This window comes from Salinibacterium sp. NG253, assembly GCF_015864945.1.
Lineage (GTDB): Bacteria > Actinomycetota > Actinomycetes > Actinomycetales > Microbacteriaceae > Rhodoglobus.
Genome location: NZ_JADYWF010000002.1, coordinates 100,048 through 115,322, shown reverse-complemented (window position 1 = coordinate 115,322; position 15,275 = coordinate 100,048). Strand labels below are relative to the sequence as shown.

Here is a 15,275-nt window from a genome sequence, read left to right as displayed (position 1 = left end):
CCGCTGTAGGGCGGCATCCATTCTCGTCAGAATCCAACGGAGGGCAACTGATGGCTAGCATCGAAGATGTTGCTCAGCGCGCTGGTGTGTCCACTGCGACCGTTTCTCGGGCGCTCAGCGGCAATGGCCCTGTATCGGCGGCTGCACGTCTCAAAGTGACGGAAGCTGCGGCCGCTCTCGACTATGTTGTCTCGTCGAGCGCGTCGAGTTTGGCATCGGGCCGCACCAAAAATGTCGGCCTGATGGTGCCGTATTTGACCCGCTGGTTCTTCACTTCTGTGGTGGAAGGCGCCCAGCAAGCGTTGATGCGCCACGGCTATGACGTCACTCTGTACAACCTTTCGGGCAGCGTCGCCGAACGCGAGAAGGTCTTCGACGTCTTCTTGCAACGCAAGCGCATCGACGGCATCATCACTGTTTCCCTCAAGCTCTCCCCCACTGAAGTGGAGCGGCTGCACGCCCTCGACCGGCCAGCGGTCGGAGTCGGTGGCCCCATTGACGGAGTGCGCACTCTGACCTTGGATGACGACGCCGTGTCGAGCCTCGCCACCGGCCATCTGTTGGCGCTCGGCCACACCAAGATCGCTCACATCGGTGGCTCTGAAGACTACGATCTTGAATTTCACATCCCCACGAATCGGCGCCACGGCTACGAAGCTGCTCTGCGCGCAGCGGGAATTGAGCCACGACCAGAGTTCTTTGCCACCGCCGACTTCACCATTCAGGGTGGCTATCACGCAGCCAAGCAGCTGCTTGGCAACCCGCTACTGCGCCCGACGGCAATCTTCGCCTCGTCGGATGAGATGGCCATCGGCTGCATCTTGGCCGCCAGAGACCTTGGCCTCGTAGTGCCGCGCGATATTTCCATCATGGGAATCGACGGCCACGAACTCTCCGAGTTCTTCGGGCTCACCACGGTGTCGCAGTCCCCGCAGGCTCAGGGCGAGCATGCCGTCGAGATCCTGATGAACCTGCTCGTGCCTGGCAAGCATCCCGAGATCCCCGAGAACTCACCGATCGACTACGAGCTCATCGTGCGGTCGAGCACGAGCCGTCCACCCGAGTAGCCCCACCCAGTTCGGGTTACCTCGGGCTTTTCTCTCGTTTCGCTGTGGCACAATCAGAATCGGATGGGCCTATTGCAGGCGTCGAGAGTCTGGGGGCAGACGTGAGCACTGGGAGAGATCACTCGTCTATGCCTGCCGACTCTCTCGATCAGATAGCGGATGACCTGCAACGACTGCGGATCGATGCCGGAGAAGTGTCGTACTCCGAGCTTGCATCGCGCATCGCTCATCGCCGTGAGAAAAACGGCGTTAGTCCTGCCGCTGCGCGGGTTGCCCGTTCGACGGTCTTCGACATCTTCCGCACCGGACGAAGCCGCATCAATGCCGAGCTTGTGGCCGAAATTGTCGTCGCTCTGGGCCGCGACGACCTCGAAGCCGAAGCCTGGCGAACTCGCTGTCTCGCGGTTCGCGTAACGGCGAAAGCGCAGCCCCCACACGCCCCGCTGAACCCCACCTCGAACTCCGATTCGCGGCTCGCCTTTGTCGTCGTTTTGATGGTCGCGGCTGTCGGCCTCAATCTTTTCGGCGGCAGCGTGGTTTCAAAGTTTGAGTTGCCCATTTTTCTCGACATGATCGGAACCGCGGTCGTCGCGATCGTGCTTGGGCCTTGGCAGGGAGCCCTCGTCGGGCTCTCAACCAATGTCGTCGGCGTCTTTTCCACTGTGCCCGCAACCCTCGCCTACGCGATCGTCAATGTCGTGGGGGCTCTCGTCTGGGGTTACGGGGTGCGGCTCTGGCACCTCGATAAGACCCGCCTACGTTTTTTGCTGCTTAATGTCTTAGTGGCGCTCGCCTGCACGATCACCGCTGTCCCCATTACCGTGCTGGTGTTTGGCGGCGTTGCCGGTCACGCCGGTGACGACTTTATTGCGACGCTGCGGGCGATTGGCGACGGCCTGTGGGCGTCGGTCTTTACCGTGAATATCTCGATCTCACTCGCCGACAAGCTCATCACCGGTTACACGGCTCTCGCCATCATTCACCTGCTCGGCAGGCTTGGCCTGTCCGAAATCAGCCGTCGCAACGGCCCAGCGCTCAACACGCGACGCTGAGCCCCGGAGAGGTCGCCGACCGTTCGTCCTGCGATTGCTCGCTCCCGAACTGCCGCGCGAACCGACGATCGGCCCAGCGCTGCGCGTCCTGATGGCGCGTCGCGAGTTCTGACGCTCGCTGCGTTGGTTCGAGCGACTCGAGATAGAGAGCGTCGGCGCGCGCGCAGAGGCCTGTCGCGCTCGACCACATCGTCTGTCGCGCCTGCGCGGGGGTCGCGCCTAGCTTCTCCCGCAGCTCTGCCTCGGGACCTTCGAAGGCGTGGGATAGCATTTCGGCGCGTTCCCCGAGGCGAGCGATCCACACCGATCGCATGACGAACGTTCCGACCAGAATGACGAGCGAGAAGACCATCGCGAACGGAACGACGAAGAATCCGCCCACGGCAAGAGCCACAAGCAGGCTCTGGGCGAGCATCCGTCCACGATCGTGGTTCTTCAGGTGTCGCGCTTTCTCAGCTACCTCGAGCGCGATCGTCTGGTGGTCCTCGTTATAGGCGGTGAGCGCTCGACGCAACTCAGAGGTGACGGCCGCGAACTCCAGTTTGCTGATTCCCTTAAGGCGGGCGACATCGGTGCGTTGGATGATCGCGACTAGGTCGGGAGCAACGCATGATGCGGTAACGAGCTGGCTATCCGCCTGCATCATCGCCTCACTGAGGATGGCGGAAATAGCTCGTTTATTGTCGCTGGTGTGTATTGTCATGCCGCCCCTTTCGGTACTCACGGGTCTAGTCGTCAGCGTCCAGTACACCCCCTGCGAGCACTGCACCCCTGCGATTTCGACGATCCCGAACGAACCCGGACACCCCACGGATGCCGTCGCCGGGCTGCTAAGAGTGGGGCTCTACGAGTCGGCGGGCGGCTTCGCGCACGGAGTCGCAGCGGGCTTTCTCGCTGCCCGCGAACTCGGGGCAGCCGATGGAGCGCAGTTCGGCCGGAGCGCGCTCCCAGTTGCTGGCAACGGCCAGCAGCAGAGCGAGCAGCTCTTCGGGTTTCCACGAGGAATCGACGATCCCTCGTTGCTGGGCGTCGGCAATCACTTCGAGCTTGTGCTTGTAGCCCTCGACGCGCCCTTCAGAGAATGATCCGAGCGTTTCGGCATCGTGCAGCCACGCCCACATGGTGACGCGCTGCGCGCTCTGGTCGTTGACGAAGTAGTTGTGCAGTCGCACGGTATATTCCACGAGGTCAGCATCGATCGGCACGGCATGAGCGAGACGGTCGAGACCGGTCTGCATGACGTGATCGAAGAGAGCGTCTTTGTCGCCAAACCAGGCGTAAATACGTTCTTTGCTCGCCTTCGCTGTTTCTGCGATGCGATTGATGCGGGCGCCAGCGACGCCATACTCCGCAAATTCGGCTGCTGCAGCCTCAATTACGCGCTGTTTTGTTTCGCGGCCGCGGAGTTGATCACGCGGCATTTCTGTCGAAACCACCAAACACCTCCTAATCGAACCGGTTGGTTTGACTTAGCCTACACGCCGACGTACTGTCGAACCAATTGGTTTGATAAGAAACCAACCTGCTCGGTAACGAGCAACACGGTTGTGTAAGGAGTCAGCATGACAAACGTATTGATGGTCCTCTCGGCAGCGTCCTACTTGACGCTCGCAGACGAAACACAGCACCCCACCGGCGTGTGGGCAGAAGAGTTCCTTGAGCCGTACCGCATCTTCACCGAAGCCGGCTGGAAGGTTCAGATAGCCAGCCCCGCAGGAGTTGCCCCCACTTTTGATGCGATCAGCCTCAGCGAAGGTGGCGTCGGTTCCGCCGAGCGCCTCGCTGACTTTGAGACTCGCATCGTCGACCTGCAGTCTGTGCTGCAGCATCCGCTCCGCTTGGATGCCGTCAACGCCAGTGACTATGACGTGATCTTCTACCCCGGAGGCCACGGCCCCATGGAAGACCTCTCCGTCGACGACAACTCCGGCCAGCTCATTGTTGAAGCCGTGAAATCGAACACGACACTCGGCGTGCTCTGCCACGCTCCGGCAGCACTGCTCGCCGCGAACGACAAGGCAACCGGCGAATGGGTTCTCAAGGGTCGCAAGATGACCGGCTTCGCGAATACCGAAGAAGAGCTTGGCGGCCTCGCCGACAAGGTCAAGTGGCTGGTCGAAACCCGCCTCGTTGAGCTGGGTGCCGACTACTCGAAGGCAGCAGAACCTTTCGCCCCGTACGTCGTCGTCGATGGCGCGCTGTACACCGGTCAGAACCCCGCATCATCCGTCGCCGTTGCTGAGCGCATCGTCGCCGACAAGTCATAACCACACACACTTCACACTTTTCACACTTCATCAATTTCAAGGAGAATTTCATGACAACTGTTACAAGCACCCAATGGCAGCTCGCCTCACGCCCCACCGGCGTTCCGACCACCGACAACGTAGTGAAGGTTCAAATCGAGCTCCCCGAGCTCGCCGACGGCGACGTTCGCGTACGCAACACCTTCCTCTCTGTCGACCCCTACATGCGTGGTCGCATGAACGAGGGCCGCTCGTACGTTGCTCCCTTCAACCTCGGCGAGACCATGGGCGGCGCAGCCGTTGGTGAAGTCATCGAGTCGAACGACGCATCACTGCCTGTTGGCACTCTTGTTCAGCACCAGCTCGGATGGCGCGACATCGCGCAAGCTCCTGCTGGCCAGTTCAAGGCGCTCCCCAACGTTCCCGGCATCTCGCCTTCGCTGTTCCTCAGCGTTCTCGGCATCACCGGAATCACCGCCTGGACCGGACTCACCCAGATCGCGCACATCAAGGAAGGCGACACCGTCTTCGTTTCTGGTGCAGCAGGTGGGGTCGGCACCATGGTTGGCCAGATCGCCCGCCTCCTCGGCGCAGCACGCGTCGTCGGTTCGGCAGGCACCGATGAGAAGGTTGCACTGCTCACGAGCAAGTACGGCTACGACGCCGCTTTCAACTACAAAAATGGCGACGTTGCTGGCCAGCTGGATGCTGCAGCACCCGACGGCATCGACGTCTACTTCGACAACGTGGGTGGCGAGCACCTCTCGGCAGCACTCGGCGCGTTCAAGGACGGCGGCCGCGTGGCAGTCTGCGGCGTCATGTCCTTGATCAATGGCAAGGATGAGGGCATCAAGAACAGCGCCAACATCGTGACCCGTGGCTTGACCATTAAGGGCTTCACCATGGGCAGCTACTTCCACCTCGCCCCCGAGTTTGGCGCGGCAATGCAGGGATGGCTCTCCGAAGGCAAGATCGCCTACGACGAAACCATCACCGATGGCATCGACAACGCGCTCGACGCCTTCAACGGCATGATGAACGGAGCCAACACTGGCAAGGCGATCGTTCGCGTCTAACCGTTTTGCGACTGCCGACCCGAACGGCACACAACACGCACCTCGTGTGAAATAGAAATGCCCCGCAGCTGACGCTGCGGGGCATTTCTTAACTAACGCGCAAGTCAGGCCATCCGACGTCGCAACACGATTCCGGCGGCGAGAAGCAACGCTGCCAGTACACCGATCGGCAGAAGGGGAGCTGAGATGCCCGTTGCCGCGAGCATCGGCTCGGCATCAGCAGCAGCAGCAGCGACCGCACTCCAACCGGCGAACAGTGCGGTGTCGGCGGCGATCACCGTGCTGAAGTCCGCGAGAGTCGTCAGCGCAGCATCCGTGTACCAGCCGTCGAAGGTGTACCCGGATGCCGTGGGCTCAGCCGGAGCAGCAAGGGCAGCGCCAAACGGCACCTCGGTCGGCGCAATCGCTGCTCCGCGACCGGCGAGGTCAAACGTCACGATGGGATTGAGGATCACGTTGTAGCCCTGCCACGTTGGTGAGGTAAAACCAGCAGCCACGGCTGGCGCAGCGAAGGCACTGCCGTAGTGCACAAGGGTTGGAGAAGACGCACCTAAGGACCCATTCAGACCCGCAGGAACGAACATTGTGGGAGCGGCGCCAAGAAATACAACATCGAACGGCGAACCATTGAGCTGAAACGCGCCAGCACCGATGGCCGCGATAGACGCGGGGAAAGTGACTGAGGTGAGCAGATTGCCCTCAAAAGCAGAGTCGTCGATCGTTACAAGGGAACTGCCCAACGTCACCGACGTGAGCGAGTTCTCGTAAAACGCGTACTCGCCAATCGTGGTGACAGAATCCGGAATCACCACCGTTTCTAGGTCGTTGTCCTCAAACGCGTACTCTCCGATACTCTCTACCGAATTCCCGATAGTCACGGTTGTCATTCCGTTGTAGTTGAAAGCAGAATCGCCTAAGGACGTCACCGAGTTGGGGATCACTGCAGAATCTAAGTGGTTGGCTTCAAACGCGGAGTTGCCGATGACTTTAACACTGCTCGGAATGACGACCGACGTGAGCCCTTCATCCCGGAACGCGGCGTAACCAATAGAAACCACGGGGTAAGTGTCGCCCGAGATCGTGACTGAAGAAGGGATAACGGCATCAGTGCCGCCGCTTGCGGCTGTGGGGTTGTAGGCGGTGACGGTTGCACCCGCAGCCGGGTCAAAGTCGTCGCCCTCAAACGTCATCCCATCCTGAGTGATCAAGACGGGGAAGGCGTAGGCCGGGGTCGCGGCGATAGCGGAACCAGCCGCAACCAGAGCAGACGCGACGAGGACTGCGGCGATTCGCCCCATCCTGTTCGCGGGCCGGTCGGCAATCGGCGCGGGGCTAGAGGCAGCACTATTCATCATCAGATCCACAATCGGTTCGAGTCACACACTGGCGTTCGTAACATCCGGCGCAGAGCGTGAGTAGAACCGACCCGGCTAACCCTATTGGCCCAGCGCGGTCAGCGTTGTTTCGCGGCCAAGTGGTCTAGCGTGCTTGCGGATACTCCGCCCATCAACTCGTGAGCGCCGGGATGATCGCACCCGAGAACACCTGCCACGCGAGCGCGGTCTTCGCGACCAAGCTGAGCGTGATGTAGGTGCGCTCCCCTTGCAGGTAGCTCTTCCACTTTCCCACTTGCTTGTATTGCAGCCACTGGTTGAGCGCGAACGTGTTGAAGAACACGAAGAGCGAAATCACGATGCCGACGACAAAGCTGGGGGCCGCCACTTCGTTCGCACTGCCCGGTCGCAAGAAGTAGATGAGGATGAGAATCCACGGCACAACGCCGACCATCGATCCGAATACGAACGGCAGCATCCCGCCCGATCCTGGCTTCTCGTATTTCTCTTGTAAGGCGCCGAACAGAATCATCGCGGCGTTCACAGCGAAGACCGCGAAGAGGGCGGCGATATCAGTGACGCCGTTGATCGCGAGAATGAGCCAGATCATGATCGAGGAGCTGAGCGAGTACTCCGTCCAGCGGAAGTAGTTGCGACTCTCCAACAGACCCGTCTTGTAGCGCCCGAAGAACCACGGGCTCGAAACCAAAAAGTGGAAAAACGCGCTGAGCGCGAGAAAGGCCACAACGCCGACGCCGATATTGACCTCAAAAACGGTCACCCGCTCGGGCGGAATGGGCGCTCCGGGAGGGCCAGCCAAGTAGTCGGCCGTAACGGCGAACAGCACTTGAGTGCTGAGCATTGTGAGAACAATCGCAAAGCCGATGGCCTGCAGCAGGTGCAGGCTGCCCGCCACAACGTTGTAGACGCGTAGTCGGTCGACTTGTTGTTCCGGTGAATAGGTCTTCTTTGACACGGGATATTCCCTTCGACGGTAGCTGCCACGTTAGCACCGGCCGCACCAGCGAACGGGTCCTCTAGCGCGGTCGTTCTCTTCCCCTCACGGCAGCGCGGCGAGCGGCCCATTTCTGCCGACAAACACCGTGCGATCCGCAGTGCCCGGCAAAGGGTGAAGGTGCAGTTTGTGAGCGAGCGCGACCGAAGCTGCGTTGTCCGGATGCACGACCGCCACGAGCAGTAACGCCTCAATAGTGGTTCTCATATAGGCGAGCAGGGGACGCATCGCTTCGTACGCGATCCCTTGGCCCTGATACGCGGGATGAACAATCCAGCTCACCTCAAGACACCGCGCAGCGGCCGTGAGCGACCGCAGTTGCAGGGTAATCTCACCCACCAGCTCGCCGTCGTGTTCAATGGCCAACGCCAGCACGTCATCCACGCGGCGCATCTGCGTTTGCCGTGTTCTCAATTTCAGCTGCCGCAAGGACGATCGCGCGGTGCGCTGCGGCCACGTCGTGTACTGGCGCACGTGCGGGTTCGACTGGATTTCGTGCCACCGTTCGGCGTCTGCCAACCGATGCGGTCGCAGCAGCAAGCGATCGGTATGGATGATCGGCACGCGCAGAGGCGATCCGAGCGTGGGCCGAGCATCACTTCTGGGCATGAACCTACCGAACCGATGTATCCGTCGAGCGTGCCAATCATGGTGTTCGCAGCAGTCTGACACAACGGCTGACACTATTCAGTCGCGGGGGTTCCGCTCCTGTAAACAGGAGGTAAATTACGCCGGATGCGCTTCAGCGTCGGGCACAGAGCGCGGGTGACTACCGTGCTTGGCGTCGGCGGCCAGGCGTCGACTTGCCCTTGGCTGCGGGTGCACGACCTCTGCCCTTGGATGCTTTCGCTTTGCCACCGGGTTTCGCGACGGACTGTGCCGCTGATTTCGCGGACTTCTCTAATTGCCTCTCGGCGTCAAGAAGATACGCTTCGCCTTTCGGCGTGAGTTGGGTCGTACTCGCGGTGTTATCAAACAGCTCATAACCGAGCTGTGCTTCCAGCGATCTGACGGCCGCAATCAGGCTCGAGCGTGGCACACCACATTCTCGAGCCGCGTGGGCAAAGTGAAGGAGTCGCCCAGCGGCGACGAATTGTCTGAGCAGGGAAGGGTCCATTACCCTCAGAGTAGGCGATCACGCTGGCCGCAGCCTCATTGCCTCCGCGCCCTATTTTGCCGGCAGGCCTGTAGAGACGAAGATGATTTCGCCATCGCTGCCATCGAATGGCGTGAACCCGAGCTTCTGCGCCAGAGCCATTGATGCGGTGTTTGTGGGGTGCACGAGCGCGAAAATGACTCGGGCTTCGAGGCGCGTAAATGCCAGCTCCAGCATTGCTTGGGCGGCCTCGAACGCGTAACCATGCCCTTGGGAGTCTGGGTGCAGAATCCAACTAATTTCAGCAGAGCGAGTGACTGTTTCGACAGACCTCAGGTGCAGGGATACATCACCGATCAGGATGCCGTCGTGTTCGACGGCGAGCGCCAGAAAGTCGTCTGCCTGCTTCAGCAGCACATGGTGGGTGCGGTTCTTGAGGTGGCGGCGGGATTCTTCACGATTCCGCTCCGGCCACGAGGTGAATGTCCGCACTTGAGGGTCAGATTGGATCTCGAACCAGCGGTCGCTGTCGGCCATCGAGAACGGGCGCAGCGTGAGCCGTTCTGTGTGGATGATAGGGGCTTCCACCGGAACAGGAAGCGAAGCTCCACGCATCAGTCGTGGGCGTGTGATGCCGAACATAGTCATCGACCTCGGTTGACGTTTCGCGGTCGCGAGACCACGCGTCCGACTGAATTGTGTACTGACGTTTAACCTAACAGCACCGGTTTGCGCGACATCCTGCAAAACGCCATCGTGCTGCCCTGTTCGTAAATACAGCGAGCAGTGACAATCATCACGAAGAATCGTTTTCGTACTACTCCGCCTGCCGAGGCGACGGCACTGTGACGGTCGCCACCGCTTAACTGCAAAACCCCCGGAATTCCGGGGGCCTCGGTTGTAGCTGAGGCGGGATTCGAACCCGCGACCTCACGATTATGAGTCGTGCGCTCTCACCAACTGAGCTACTCAGCCGCATCATCCAATTATTGGATAAGCGAGCCCCCTGTGGGAATCGGACCCACTACCTCTTCCTTACCAAGGAAGTGCTCTACCAATGAGCTAAGGGGGCACACAAAAGCGCTGAACGCGCAATTGGCACCGTAAGAGACTAGCACCCGTTTAGGGCCTCTCAGTACGCTTTTGGGCCAAAATCGACCCTTCAAGAATATTAGTCGACAGCATTCACTGTGAGCCACGCATATGGGTCAACGGGAACACCATCGAGGTGTACTTCGAAATGCAAATGTGCGCCATAGGCGATGCCAGTTTCGCCGACAAGTCCGATGAAATCGCCGGCGTTAATCTGTTGCCCAACCACAAGAGGGCTGGAGTCGGTGATCATGTGGGCGTAGAGGCTTTCAACCTGCTGACCATTGATCACGTGGCTGATTACCGCGTGGTAACCGTAGCCCGACCAGTCGGCCTGGATGAGATCGACAGTGCCGTCGGCGATTGCGTAGATGGGTGTTCCGGATGCGGCCGCGAAGTCTGTTCCCTTGTGGAAGCCGCTGCTGCGGTATCCGAATCCGTCGGTGATGGGCACCGTATAGGGGAAGGGCCAGCGCACAGCGCCCACGGTCGCGTTGTAGTCGTAGTCGACGCCCGCATACTGCAGTGCAAGAACTTCGGCGTAAGAGATGACCTTGACGCTGTCGCGGGCAGCGAGGTCGTTTTCGACTTCACCCGACACAGCCAATGACTGCGAGGGGCGCACGTTGCTGCTGAGCGCCGCGAGATCAGCTTCCGGGGCGATTGCCGCCGTGATGGCAGCATCACCATCCACGAACGCATTTGAGGGCACCGAGACGCCGACCAGGATTGCGCCAGCGAAGAGCATGGCGACGAACGAGAAGGCTTTGGATGCCGCGGCTTTCGTGCGGCGGCGCGGTGTTCCACTGGGCGCGAATGCTGCGCTCGACACCCAGACACGCTTCGACTTTACGGCGGAGCCACGGGCTGCGCGCGAGGCTGGCGCCGTGGCAGCCTTCGCTGCTTTCGCCGGCTTGGGCGCACGAGCACTCTTGGCCGCTTTGCCCGACTTAGTGCGCGTTTTGCGCGGGCGCTCGTCTGCGACATGTGCTGCCGGGGCAACCGAAACCGCTTGGGTAACGACAGCGGGATCAGGTGTGATGCCGAAGATGCTGAGCGGCTCGTCGGCCGACGCCTCCTGAGAAACAAAATCAGAGGCGGCGGAGGCCGCGGATGCTGGCACCGTCGCGATGGGAGCCGTAAAGAGTCGTTCGGAAACCGTTGGTGCTCCCGCTGCCGGTGCAGTGGTGCCGAGCGCAGAGGTTGGCATTGTGGCGGGTGCCGTAGGAATTGCGGGGGCTGCGTGTGCCTGTTGGGCACGCAATGAGCGCCTGCTCGGCAACGACGCTTCAACCACGGGCGACGCTTCGACCACAGGAGTTGCTTCAGCTACCGGAGTTGCTACGACAACCGGGGCGGCTGCTGCCACCAGGGCCACCTCCGCGACCTGAGCCGATTCTTCAACGCGAGCCGCTTCTTCAACGCGAGCCGCTTCAACGACGCGGATCACATCGACGGCTGCTGCCTGCTCGATCGGTGGTGCGGGCTCGACTACCGCGACGTGGTCGCGTGCAGGCTCCTCCGCCGAGTGGGGCGTAAACAGATCAGCGAGCACGGGAACAGTCGGCGCCTCCACCGACTGAGTCGCAGCGGACTGCTTGGTGCCGCGCTGCTTCGAACCGCGCTTCTGCTTTGCCTCTAGTTGGGCCACACGTTCGAGCTCTCGCAGCTGCTTGCGTGTGAGCGGAACGTTGCCCGTGGTTCCCGGTTGCTGTGGGAACAGGTGATCGTGGCTCATAGGACCAGACCTGTGGAGCGGGAGGAGAAAGTCGCTGCGGCGCAGGCGCTCGTCAGTGACATTCTTCTCCTCCACGCGATTCACCTGCTAGGTGTGAATGCATAATTCGGGTATGAACCCACGCGCGTACGGGGTGCACGCAGGTAACAGATTCATAAAGGCTAGCGCGCAAGTGGTCTAGTTGCCACACCTTTTTAAAGTGGTCTAGTTCACGCGTCCATCTGCATCAATACTGCCTCAAGTTTCTGGGCAACAGCTGGTTCCGCAGCAAGGATAAAGTCCTTTCCTTCTGCCTGATCTCCGCGGCCTTTCACCGTGGCCCCAGCCTCCCGAGCAATCAACGCACCAGCCGCATGGTCCCACGGGTTCAGGCTTTCTTCGTAGTACGCGTTCACGCGTCCCGAGGCCACCATGCAGAGGTCGAGGGATGCGGTGCCCATTCTGCGAATGTCCCGAATTTGTGGAAGCAGGCCGGCAACCACTCGCCCCTGTTTCACCCGCAACTCCTGCAAATAGGAGAATCCTGTTGCCACTAGCGCCTGCGAGAGGTCTACCGCTTCAGCCACGCGCAGGGGATTTCCATTGAGGTGCGAACCTCCTCCAGCAGTGGCGGTGTAGGTCTCCTGGGCTCCAAGATTCACGACGGCTCCGGCGAGTGCCCGCCAAGTCGTGGGGTCAGGTTCGCCTTCAACCACGGCGACACTGATGGCATAGTGCGGGATGCCGTAGAGGTAGTTCACGGTGCCATCGATGGGATCGACGACCCAGGTCAGTCCACTCGTGCCCGTGTTTGCTTCGCCCTCTTCGCCCAGGAATCCGTCGTTGGGCCGCGCAGCAGCAATCAGGCTGCGGATGAGTTCTTCGCTCTCCCGGTCGGCGTAGGTCACGACATCTACTGACGATGTCTTGCGATCGGCAACGGCGACGCCCTCGATACGGCGCCGTGCGGCGAGCTCGGCCGCCTGCGTGGCAACACTGCGGGCAAGGTTGAGAAATTCGTCGTTCGACACACCTTCAGCCTAGGACACACCAAGGGAAGCAAGCTCCGGAGCAGAGTTCTTTCGGAGGGGCCGATGCGAGCAGCGAATCGTGGTGCAGGTCCCGCCTGCGCCTGTAGCATGACATTCCGTTCGAGGTCGATTCGGTGGGCAGAACAAGGCCCGGCCTCTCAGGTCGGTTCCTCACATCGTTCGATCAATTCGGACACCTTCGGGTGCATCGAGAAACGCGTTCTCGCAGGTCCCGGTGCCGTTCGGCGCACCCCTTGGCCGTCGCACGTATAGCATCGCGGAACACCGAGCGCGAACGAATCGAAAGGTGAAAGATGAACCGGAAACGAGTCATCCTCCTCGCCTTCACACTGCTCGCCGTCGCGTTGCTACTTAGTGTGCTGCTGGTTTCCCTGATTGGTGATCCTGCGGGCCGTTCCCCCGTAGCAAGTGACGAGTCTGATGGCCTCGTGCCCTCGCCATCCAACCCCCTGCCGCAGGGTCGATCCGTAGTGTGGAGTGACGAGTTTGATGGACCGGCGGGCTCGCCGCCCAACCCCGACTACTGGACCAACGAGGTCGGAGGCGAGGGCTGGGGCAACGAGGAGCTGCAGTTTTACACGGAGGGCGCAGAGAACGCCGCTCTCGATGGAGCGGGCAATCTCGTGCTCACCGCTCGGGCTCTCGATCCCCTCTCGTCAGATCAGACGTGCTGGTACGGACCTTGCTCCTTCACCTCGGCTCGTCTCATATCGGCCAATAAGGTGAGCTTGGAGTTCGGACGGGTGGAGGCGCGCATCCAGGTTCCTGGAGCAGGGGGCGTGTGGCCGGCGTTCTGGATGCTCGGCGAAGACCTCTCCGATGTCGGTTGGCCACAGTCGGGCGAGATCGACGTCATGGAGTTCGTGGGAAATTCACCGACCCAGATTTTCGGCACGATTCATGGTCCCGGTTATTCCGGCGAAGAGTCTTTCGGTGGTGTCTACGACCTCGGCATCCCGGTCGCCGACCAGTGGCACGAGGTCGCGGTGGAGTGGTCCCCCGGACGAATCGTGTGGGAAGTCGATGGCACCGTCTACCACGAGGCCGTGCCTACGGATGTGGCACCGAACCCCTGGGTTTTCGATCAGCCCTTCTTCCTCCTAGTCAATCTGGCGGTCGGCGGGACGTTCGGAGGCGACGTCTCCGACAACATTAGGCAGCCGCAGGAGTACCGCCTCGATTACATCAGGGCGTACGAGCTCTCAGCCTGACGCTTTCACCGTGCGGGCGATCACACCGAAGCGTTGACGAGCGAATTGACGACCGGCGCTGACGTCGCATGTTCATCGAACCGCGCTCGAAGCGAGCGCGAAAGCGCCAGAGCCTTGTCGTCCTGGGCATCCCGCTCCGCCGGAGTAGAGCCAAGCGACGGGCCCCTCACCAGCGCGAGATCAGTGGCGAACAACATCCGCGCCCAATCGGCGGGCGAATGCTCGTGATTAGCGGCGAGTGCGAGCTGAAGCCGCTGAATGTCCTCGTGCAACGCGTCGGGGGTATCGACGCCCCACATCCGCAACAATTCTGGCTGCGCCACCGAGGGCACCAGCATCCGATTGAGGCCGTTCGACACCAGCGTTTGTTCCTCATCGCTCAGTTGCAGCTGCACCGCGGGCGCGAGACGCTCTTGTGCGGCATGATCTGCCTCTTCGCGCTCAACACGCAGCGACGACATCGTGTCTACGATGACGGCAATAAACAAGTTCAGGGTGATGAACGCGGCGATCAGGATGAACGGCACGAAGAACATCCACGCCAACGGCATCACTTCCATAATCGGGCGCACAATCCCCATCGACCAGCTTTCGAGGGTCATGATTTGGAATAGCGAATACGTCGACTTTCCAATACTGCCGAACCATTCCGGAAACTGATCGCCGAAGAGTTCCGTCGACATCACCGAGGCGACAAAGAAGACAAGAGACATCAGCAGGGCGATCGCGCCGATGCCCGGAAACGAACGGATGAGGGCTTCAACGACCATCCGCACCTGCGGCATGAACTTGATCACTCGCAAAATACGGAGCACCCGGAGCGCACGAAGAACCGAAAGTGGTCCAGCACTGGGCACAAGGGCAATGCCCACAACGATGAAATCAAAGACAGACCAGCCGTCGGTGAAGAATCGCTTAGGTCCGTAGGCAACAAGCTTGAGAACCAGCTCAACGACGAAGACTACGAGAGCAATTGAGTCGAGAGCGTGCAAAACATCGTAGGTCGCTGTTCCCTGTTCTGCTGCCGTCATCAGCGCGATAATGACGGCGTTGATCACGATGACCGCGAGAACGAAATTTTGAACGAGGGCTGAGTCAACAAACTGAGCGAGCCGGCGACGAAACGATGGACTCTCGGGCGGAGTAGATAGATTCACGCGCCCATTATTCACGAAAGGCCCCACACTGTGCGCGCGGGGCCGTCCTTATAGGTGGTGGCGAGTGAGGGATTCGAACCCCCGAATGCGAAGCAGTCTGATTTACAGTCAGATCCCTTTGGCCACTTGGGTAACTCGCCGAGACGCCTCCGGCCACATG

15 protein-coding genes and 3 tRNA genes are annotated in these 15,275 nt (G+C 60.6%); 5 read left to right on the top strand and 13 right to left on the bottom strand.

Features of this window, described 5'->3' with window-relative positions; all coding sequences use genetic code 11:
• Window positions 1-50: 50 nt before the first annotated feature.
• The gene (locus tag I6E52_RS10490) at window positions 51-1,067 is read left to right on the top strand and encodes a LacI family DNA-binding transcriptional regulator (RefSeq protein ID WP_197157218.1); all 1,017 of its coding nucleotides are present in this window, start codon (window positions 51-53) and stop codon (window positions 1,065-1,067) included.
• A 128-nt stretch (window positions 1,068-1,195) separates the two neighbouring features.
• Window positions 1,196-2,119 carry an ECF transporter S component gene (locus tag I6E52_RS10485; RefSeq protein WP_197157216.1) on the top strand — a complete coding sequence of 308 codons (924 nt, stop codon included), beginning with the start codon at window positions 1,196-1,198 and terminating at the stop codon, window positions 2,117-2,119.
• Here I6E52_RS10485 and I6E52_RS10480 read toward each other — a convergent pair.
• The gene (locus I6E52_RS10480) at window positions 2,103-2,822 is read right to left on the bottom strand and encodes a hypothetical protein (protein WP_197157214.1); all 720 of its coding nucleotides are present in this window, start codon (window positions 2,820-2,822) and stop codon (window positions 2,103-2,105) included. The genes I6E52_RS10485 and I6E52_RS10480 overlap by 17 nt on opposite strands.
• 127 nt (window positions 2,823-2,949) lie before the next feature.
• A complete protein-coding gene (locus I6E52_RS10475) occupies window positions 2,950-3,555 on the bottom strand; it encodes a TetR/AcrR family transcriptional regulator (protein WP_197126168.1) in 606 nt (201 codons plus the stop codon).
• Between the two features lie 126 nt (window positions 3,556-3,681).
• On the opposite strand from I6E52_RS10475, the gene I6E52_RS10470 reads away from it, so the two are divergent.
• Together I6E52_RS10470 and I6E52_RS10465 are read left to right on the top strand one after the other, a co-directional pair.
• Entirely contained in the window at window positions 3,682-4,386 is a 705-nt protein-coding gene (locus I6E52_RS10470) for a type 1 glutamine amidotransferase domain-containing protein (protein ID WP_197157212.1), read from the top strand.
• A gap of 50 nt (window positions 4,387-4,436) precedes the next feature.
• On the top strand, window positions 4,437-5,441 hold the full coding sequence (locus I6E52_RS10465; protein WP_197157210.1) for an NADP-dependent oxidoreductase: 1,005 nt from the start codon (window positions 4,437-4,439) through the stop codon (window positions 5,439-5,441).
• 104 nt (window positions 5,442-5,545) lie between these two features.
• Here I6E52_RS10465 and I6E52_RS10460 read toward each other — a convergent pair whose 3' ends face one another.
• From I6E52_RS10460 to I6E52_RS10420, 9 genes are all read right to left on the bottom strand, one after another.
• Entirely contained in the window at window positions 5,546-6,796 is a 1,251-nt protein-coding gene (locus I6E52_RS10460; protein WP_197157208.1) for a leucine-rich repeat protein, read from the bottom strand.
• 151 nt (window positions 6,797-6,947) lie between these two features.
• The gene (gene heR / locus I6E52_RS10455) at window positions 6,948-7,751 is read right to left on the bottom strand and encodes a heliorhodopsin HeR (RefSeq protein ID WP_197157206.1); all 804 of its coding nucleotides are present in this window, start codon (window positions 7,749-7,751) and stop codon (window positions 6,948-6,950) included.
• A gap of 84 nt (window positions 7,752-7,835) precedes the next feature.
• Window positions 7,836-8,399, bottom strand: a complete 564-nt coding sequence (locus tag I6E52_RS10450; protein WP_197157195.1) for a GNAT family N-acetyltransferase — start codon at window positions 8,397-8,399, stop codon at window positions 7,836-7,838.
• A gap of 160 nt (window positions 8,400-8,559) precedes the next feature.
• A complete protein-coding gene (locus I6E52_RS10445; RefSeq protein ID WP_197126183.1) occupies window positions 8,560-8,907 on the bottom strand; it encodes a LysR family transcriptional regulator in 348 nt (115 codons plus the stop codon).
• Window positions 8,908-8,958: 51 nt separating this feature from the next.
• Complete coding sequence (locus tag I6E52_RS10440; RefSeq protein WP_197157193.1) at window positions 8,959-9,528, bottom strand: GNAT family N-acetyltransferase; 570 nt, start codon at window positions 9,526-9,528, stop codon at window positions 8,959-8,961.
• A 259-nt stretch (window positions 9,529-9,787) separates the two neighbouring features.
• Window positions 9,788-9,861: transfer RNA gene (locus I6E52_RS10435), tRNA-Met, on the bottom strand.
• A 25-nt stretch (window positions 9,862-9,886) separates the two neighbouring features.
• A tRNA-Thr gene (locus I6E52_RS10430) sits at window positions 9,887-9,958 on the bottom strand.
• A gap of 99 nt (window positions 9,959-10,057) precedes the next feature.
• Window positions 10,058-11,716 (bottom strand): M23 family metallopeptidase, encoded by a 1,659-nt coding sequence (locus I6E52_RS10425; RefSeq protein ID WP_231602067.1) that lies wholly within the window; start codon window positions 11,714-11,716, stop codon window positions 10,058-10,060.
• A 209-nt stretch (window positions 11,717-11,925) separates the two neighbouring features.
• Complete coding sequence (locus I6E52_RS10420; RefSeq protein ID WP_197157190.1) at window positions 11,926-12,726, bottom strand: inositol monophosphatase family protein; 801 nt, start codon at window positions 12,724-12,726, stop codon at window positions 11,926-11,928.
• 314 nt (window positions 12,727-13,040) lie between these two features.
• On the opposite strand from I6E52_RS10420, the gene I6E52_RS10415 reads away from it, so the two are divergent.
• Window positions 13,041-13,958, top strand: coding sequence for a family 16 glycosylhydrolase (locus tag I6E52_RS10415; RefSeq protein WP_197157188.1), 918 nt, complete (start codon window positions 13,041-13,043; stop codon window positions 13,956-13,958).
• A gap of 20 nt (window positions 13,959-13,978) precedes the next feature.
• Here I6E52_RS10415 and I6E52_RS10410 read toward each other — a convergent pair whose 3' ends face one another.
• A complete protein-coding gene (locus tag I6E52_RS10410) occupies window positions 13,979-15,115 on the bottom strand; it encodes an ion transporter (protein ID WP_197157186.1) in 1,137 nt (378 codons plus the stop codon).
• A 55-nt stretch (window positions 15,116-15,170) separates the two neighbouring features.
• Window positions 15,171-15,255: transfer RNA gene (locus tag I6E52_RS10405), tRNA-Tyr, on the bottom strand.
• Window positions 15,256-15,275: the final 20 nt, after the last annotated feature.

Excerpts from the sequence above, each read along its gene's own strand:
- I6E52_RS10450 (WP_197157195.1), bottom strand. The coding sequence starts at position 8,399 with ATGCCCAGAAGTGATGCTCGGCCCACGCTCGGATCGCCTCTGCGCGTG.
- I6E52_RS10445 (WP_197126183.1), bottom strand. The coding sequence starts at position 8,907 with ATGGACCCTTCCCTGCTCAGACAATTCGTCGCCGCTGGGCGACTCCTT.
- I6E52_RS10465 (WP_197157210.1), top strand. The coding sequence starts at position 4,437 with ATGACAACTGTTACAAGCACCCAATGGCAGCTCGCCTCACGCCCCACC.
- I6E52_RS10460 (WP_197157208.1), bottom strand. The coding sequence starts at position 6,796 with ATGATGAATAGTGCTGCCTCTAGCCCCGCGCCGATTGCCGACCGGCCC.
- I6E52_RS10440 (WP_197157193.1), bottom strand. The coding sequence starts at position 9,528 with ATGTTCGGCATCACACGCCCACGACTGATGCGTGGAGCTTCGCTTCCT.
- I6E52_RS10485 (WP_197157216.1), top strand. The coding sequence starts at position 1,196 with ATGCCTGCCGACTCTCTCGATCAGATAGCGGATGACCTGCAACGACTG.
- I6E52_RS10470 (WP_197157212.1), top strand. The coding sequence starts at position 3,682 with ATGACAAACGTATTGATGGTCCTCTCGGCAGCGTCCTACTTGACGCTC.
- I6E52_RS10490 (WP_197157218.1), top strand. The coding sequence starts at position 51 with ATGGCTAGCATCGAAGATGTTGCTCAGCGCGCTGGTGTGTCCACTGCG.
- I6E52_RS10425 (WP_231602067.1), bottom strand. The coding sequence starts at position 11,716 with ATGAGCCACGATCACCTGTTCCCACAGCAACCGGGAACCACGGGCAAC.
- I6E52_RS10480 (WP_197157214.1), bottom strand. The coding sequence starts at position 2,822 with ATGACAATACACACCAGCGACAATAAACGAGCTATTTCCGCCATCCTC.
- I6E52_RS10415 (WP_197157188.1), top strand. The coding sequence starts at position 13,041 with ATGAACCGGAAACGAGTCATCCTCCTCGCCTTCACACTGCTCGCCGTC.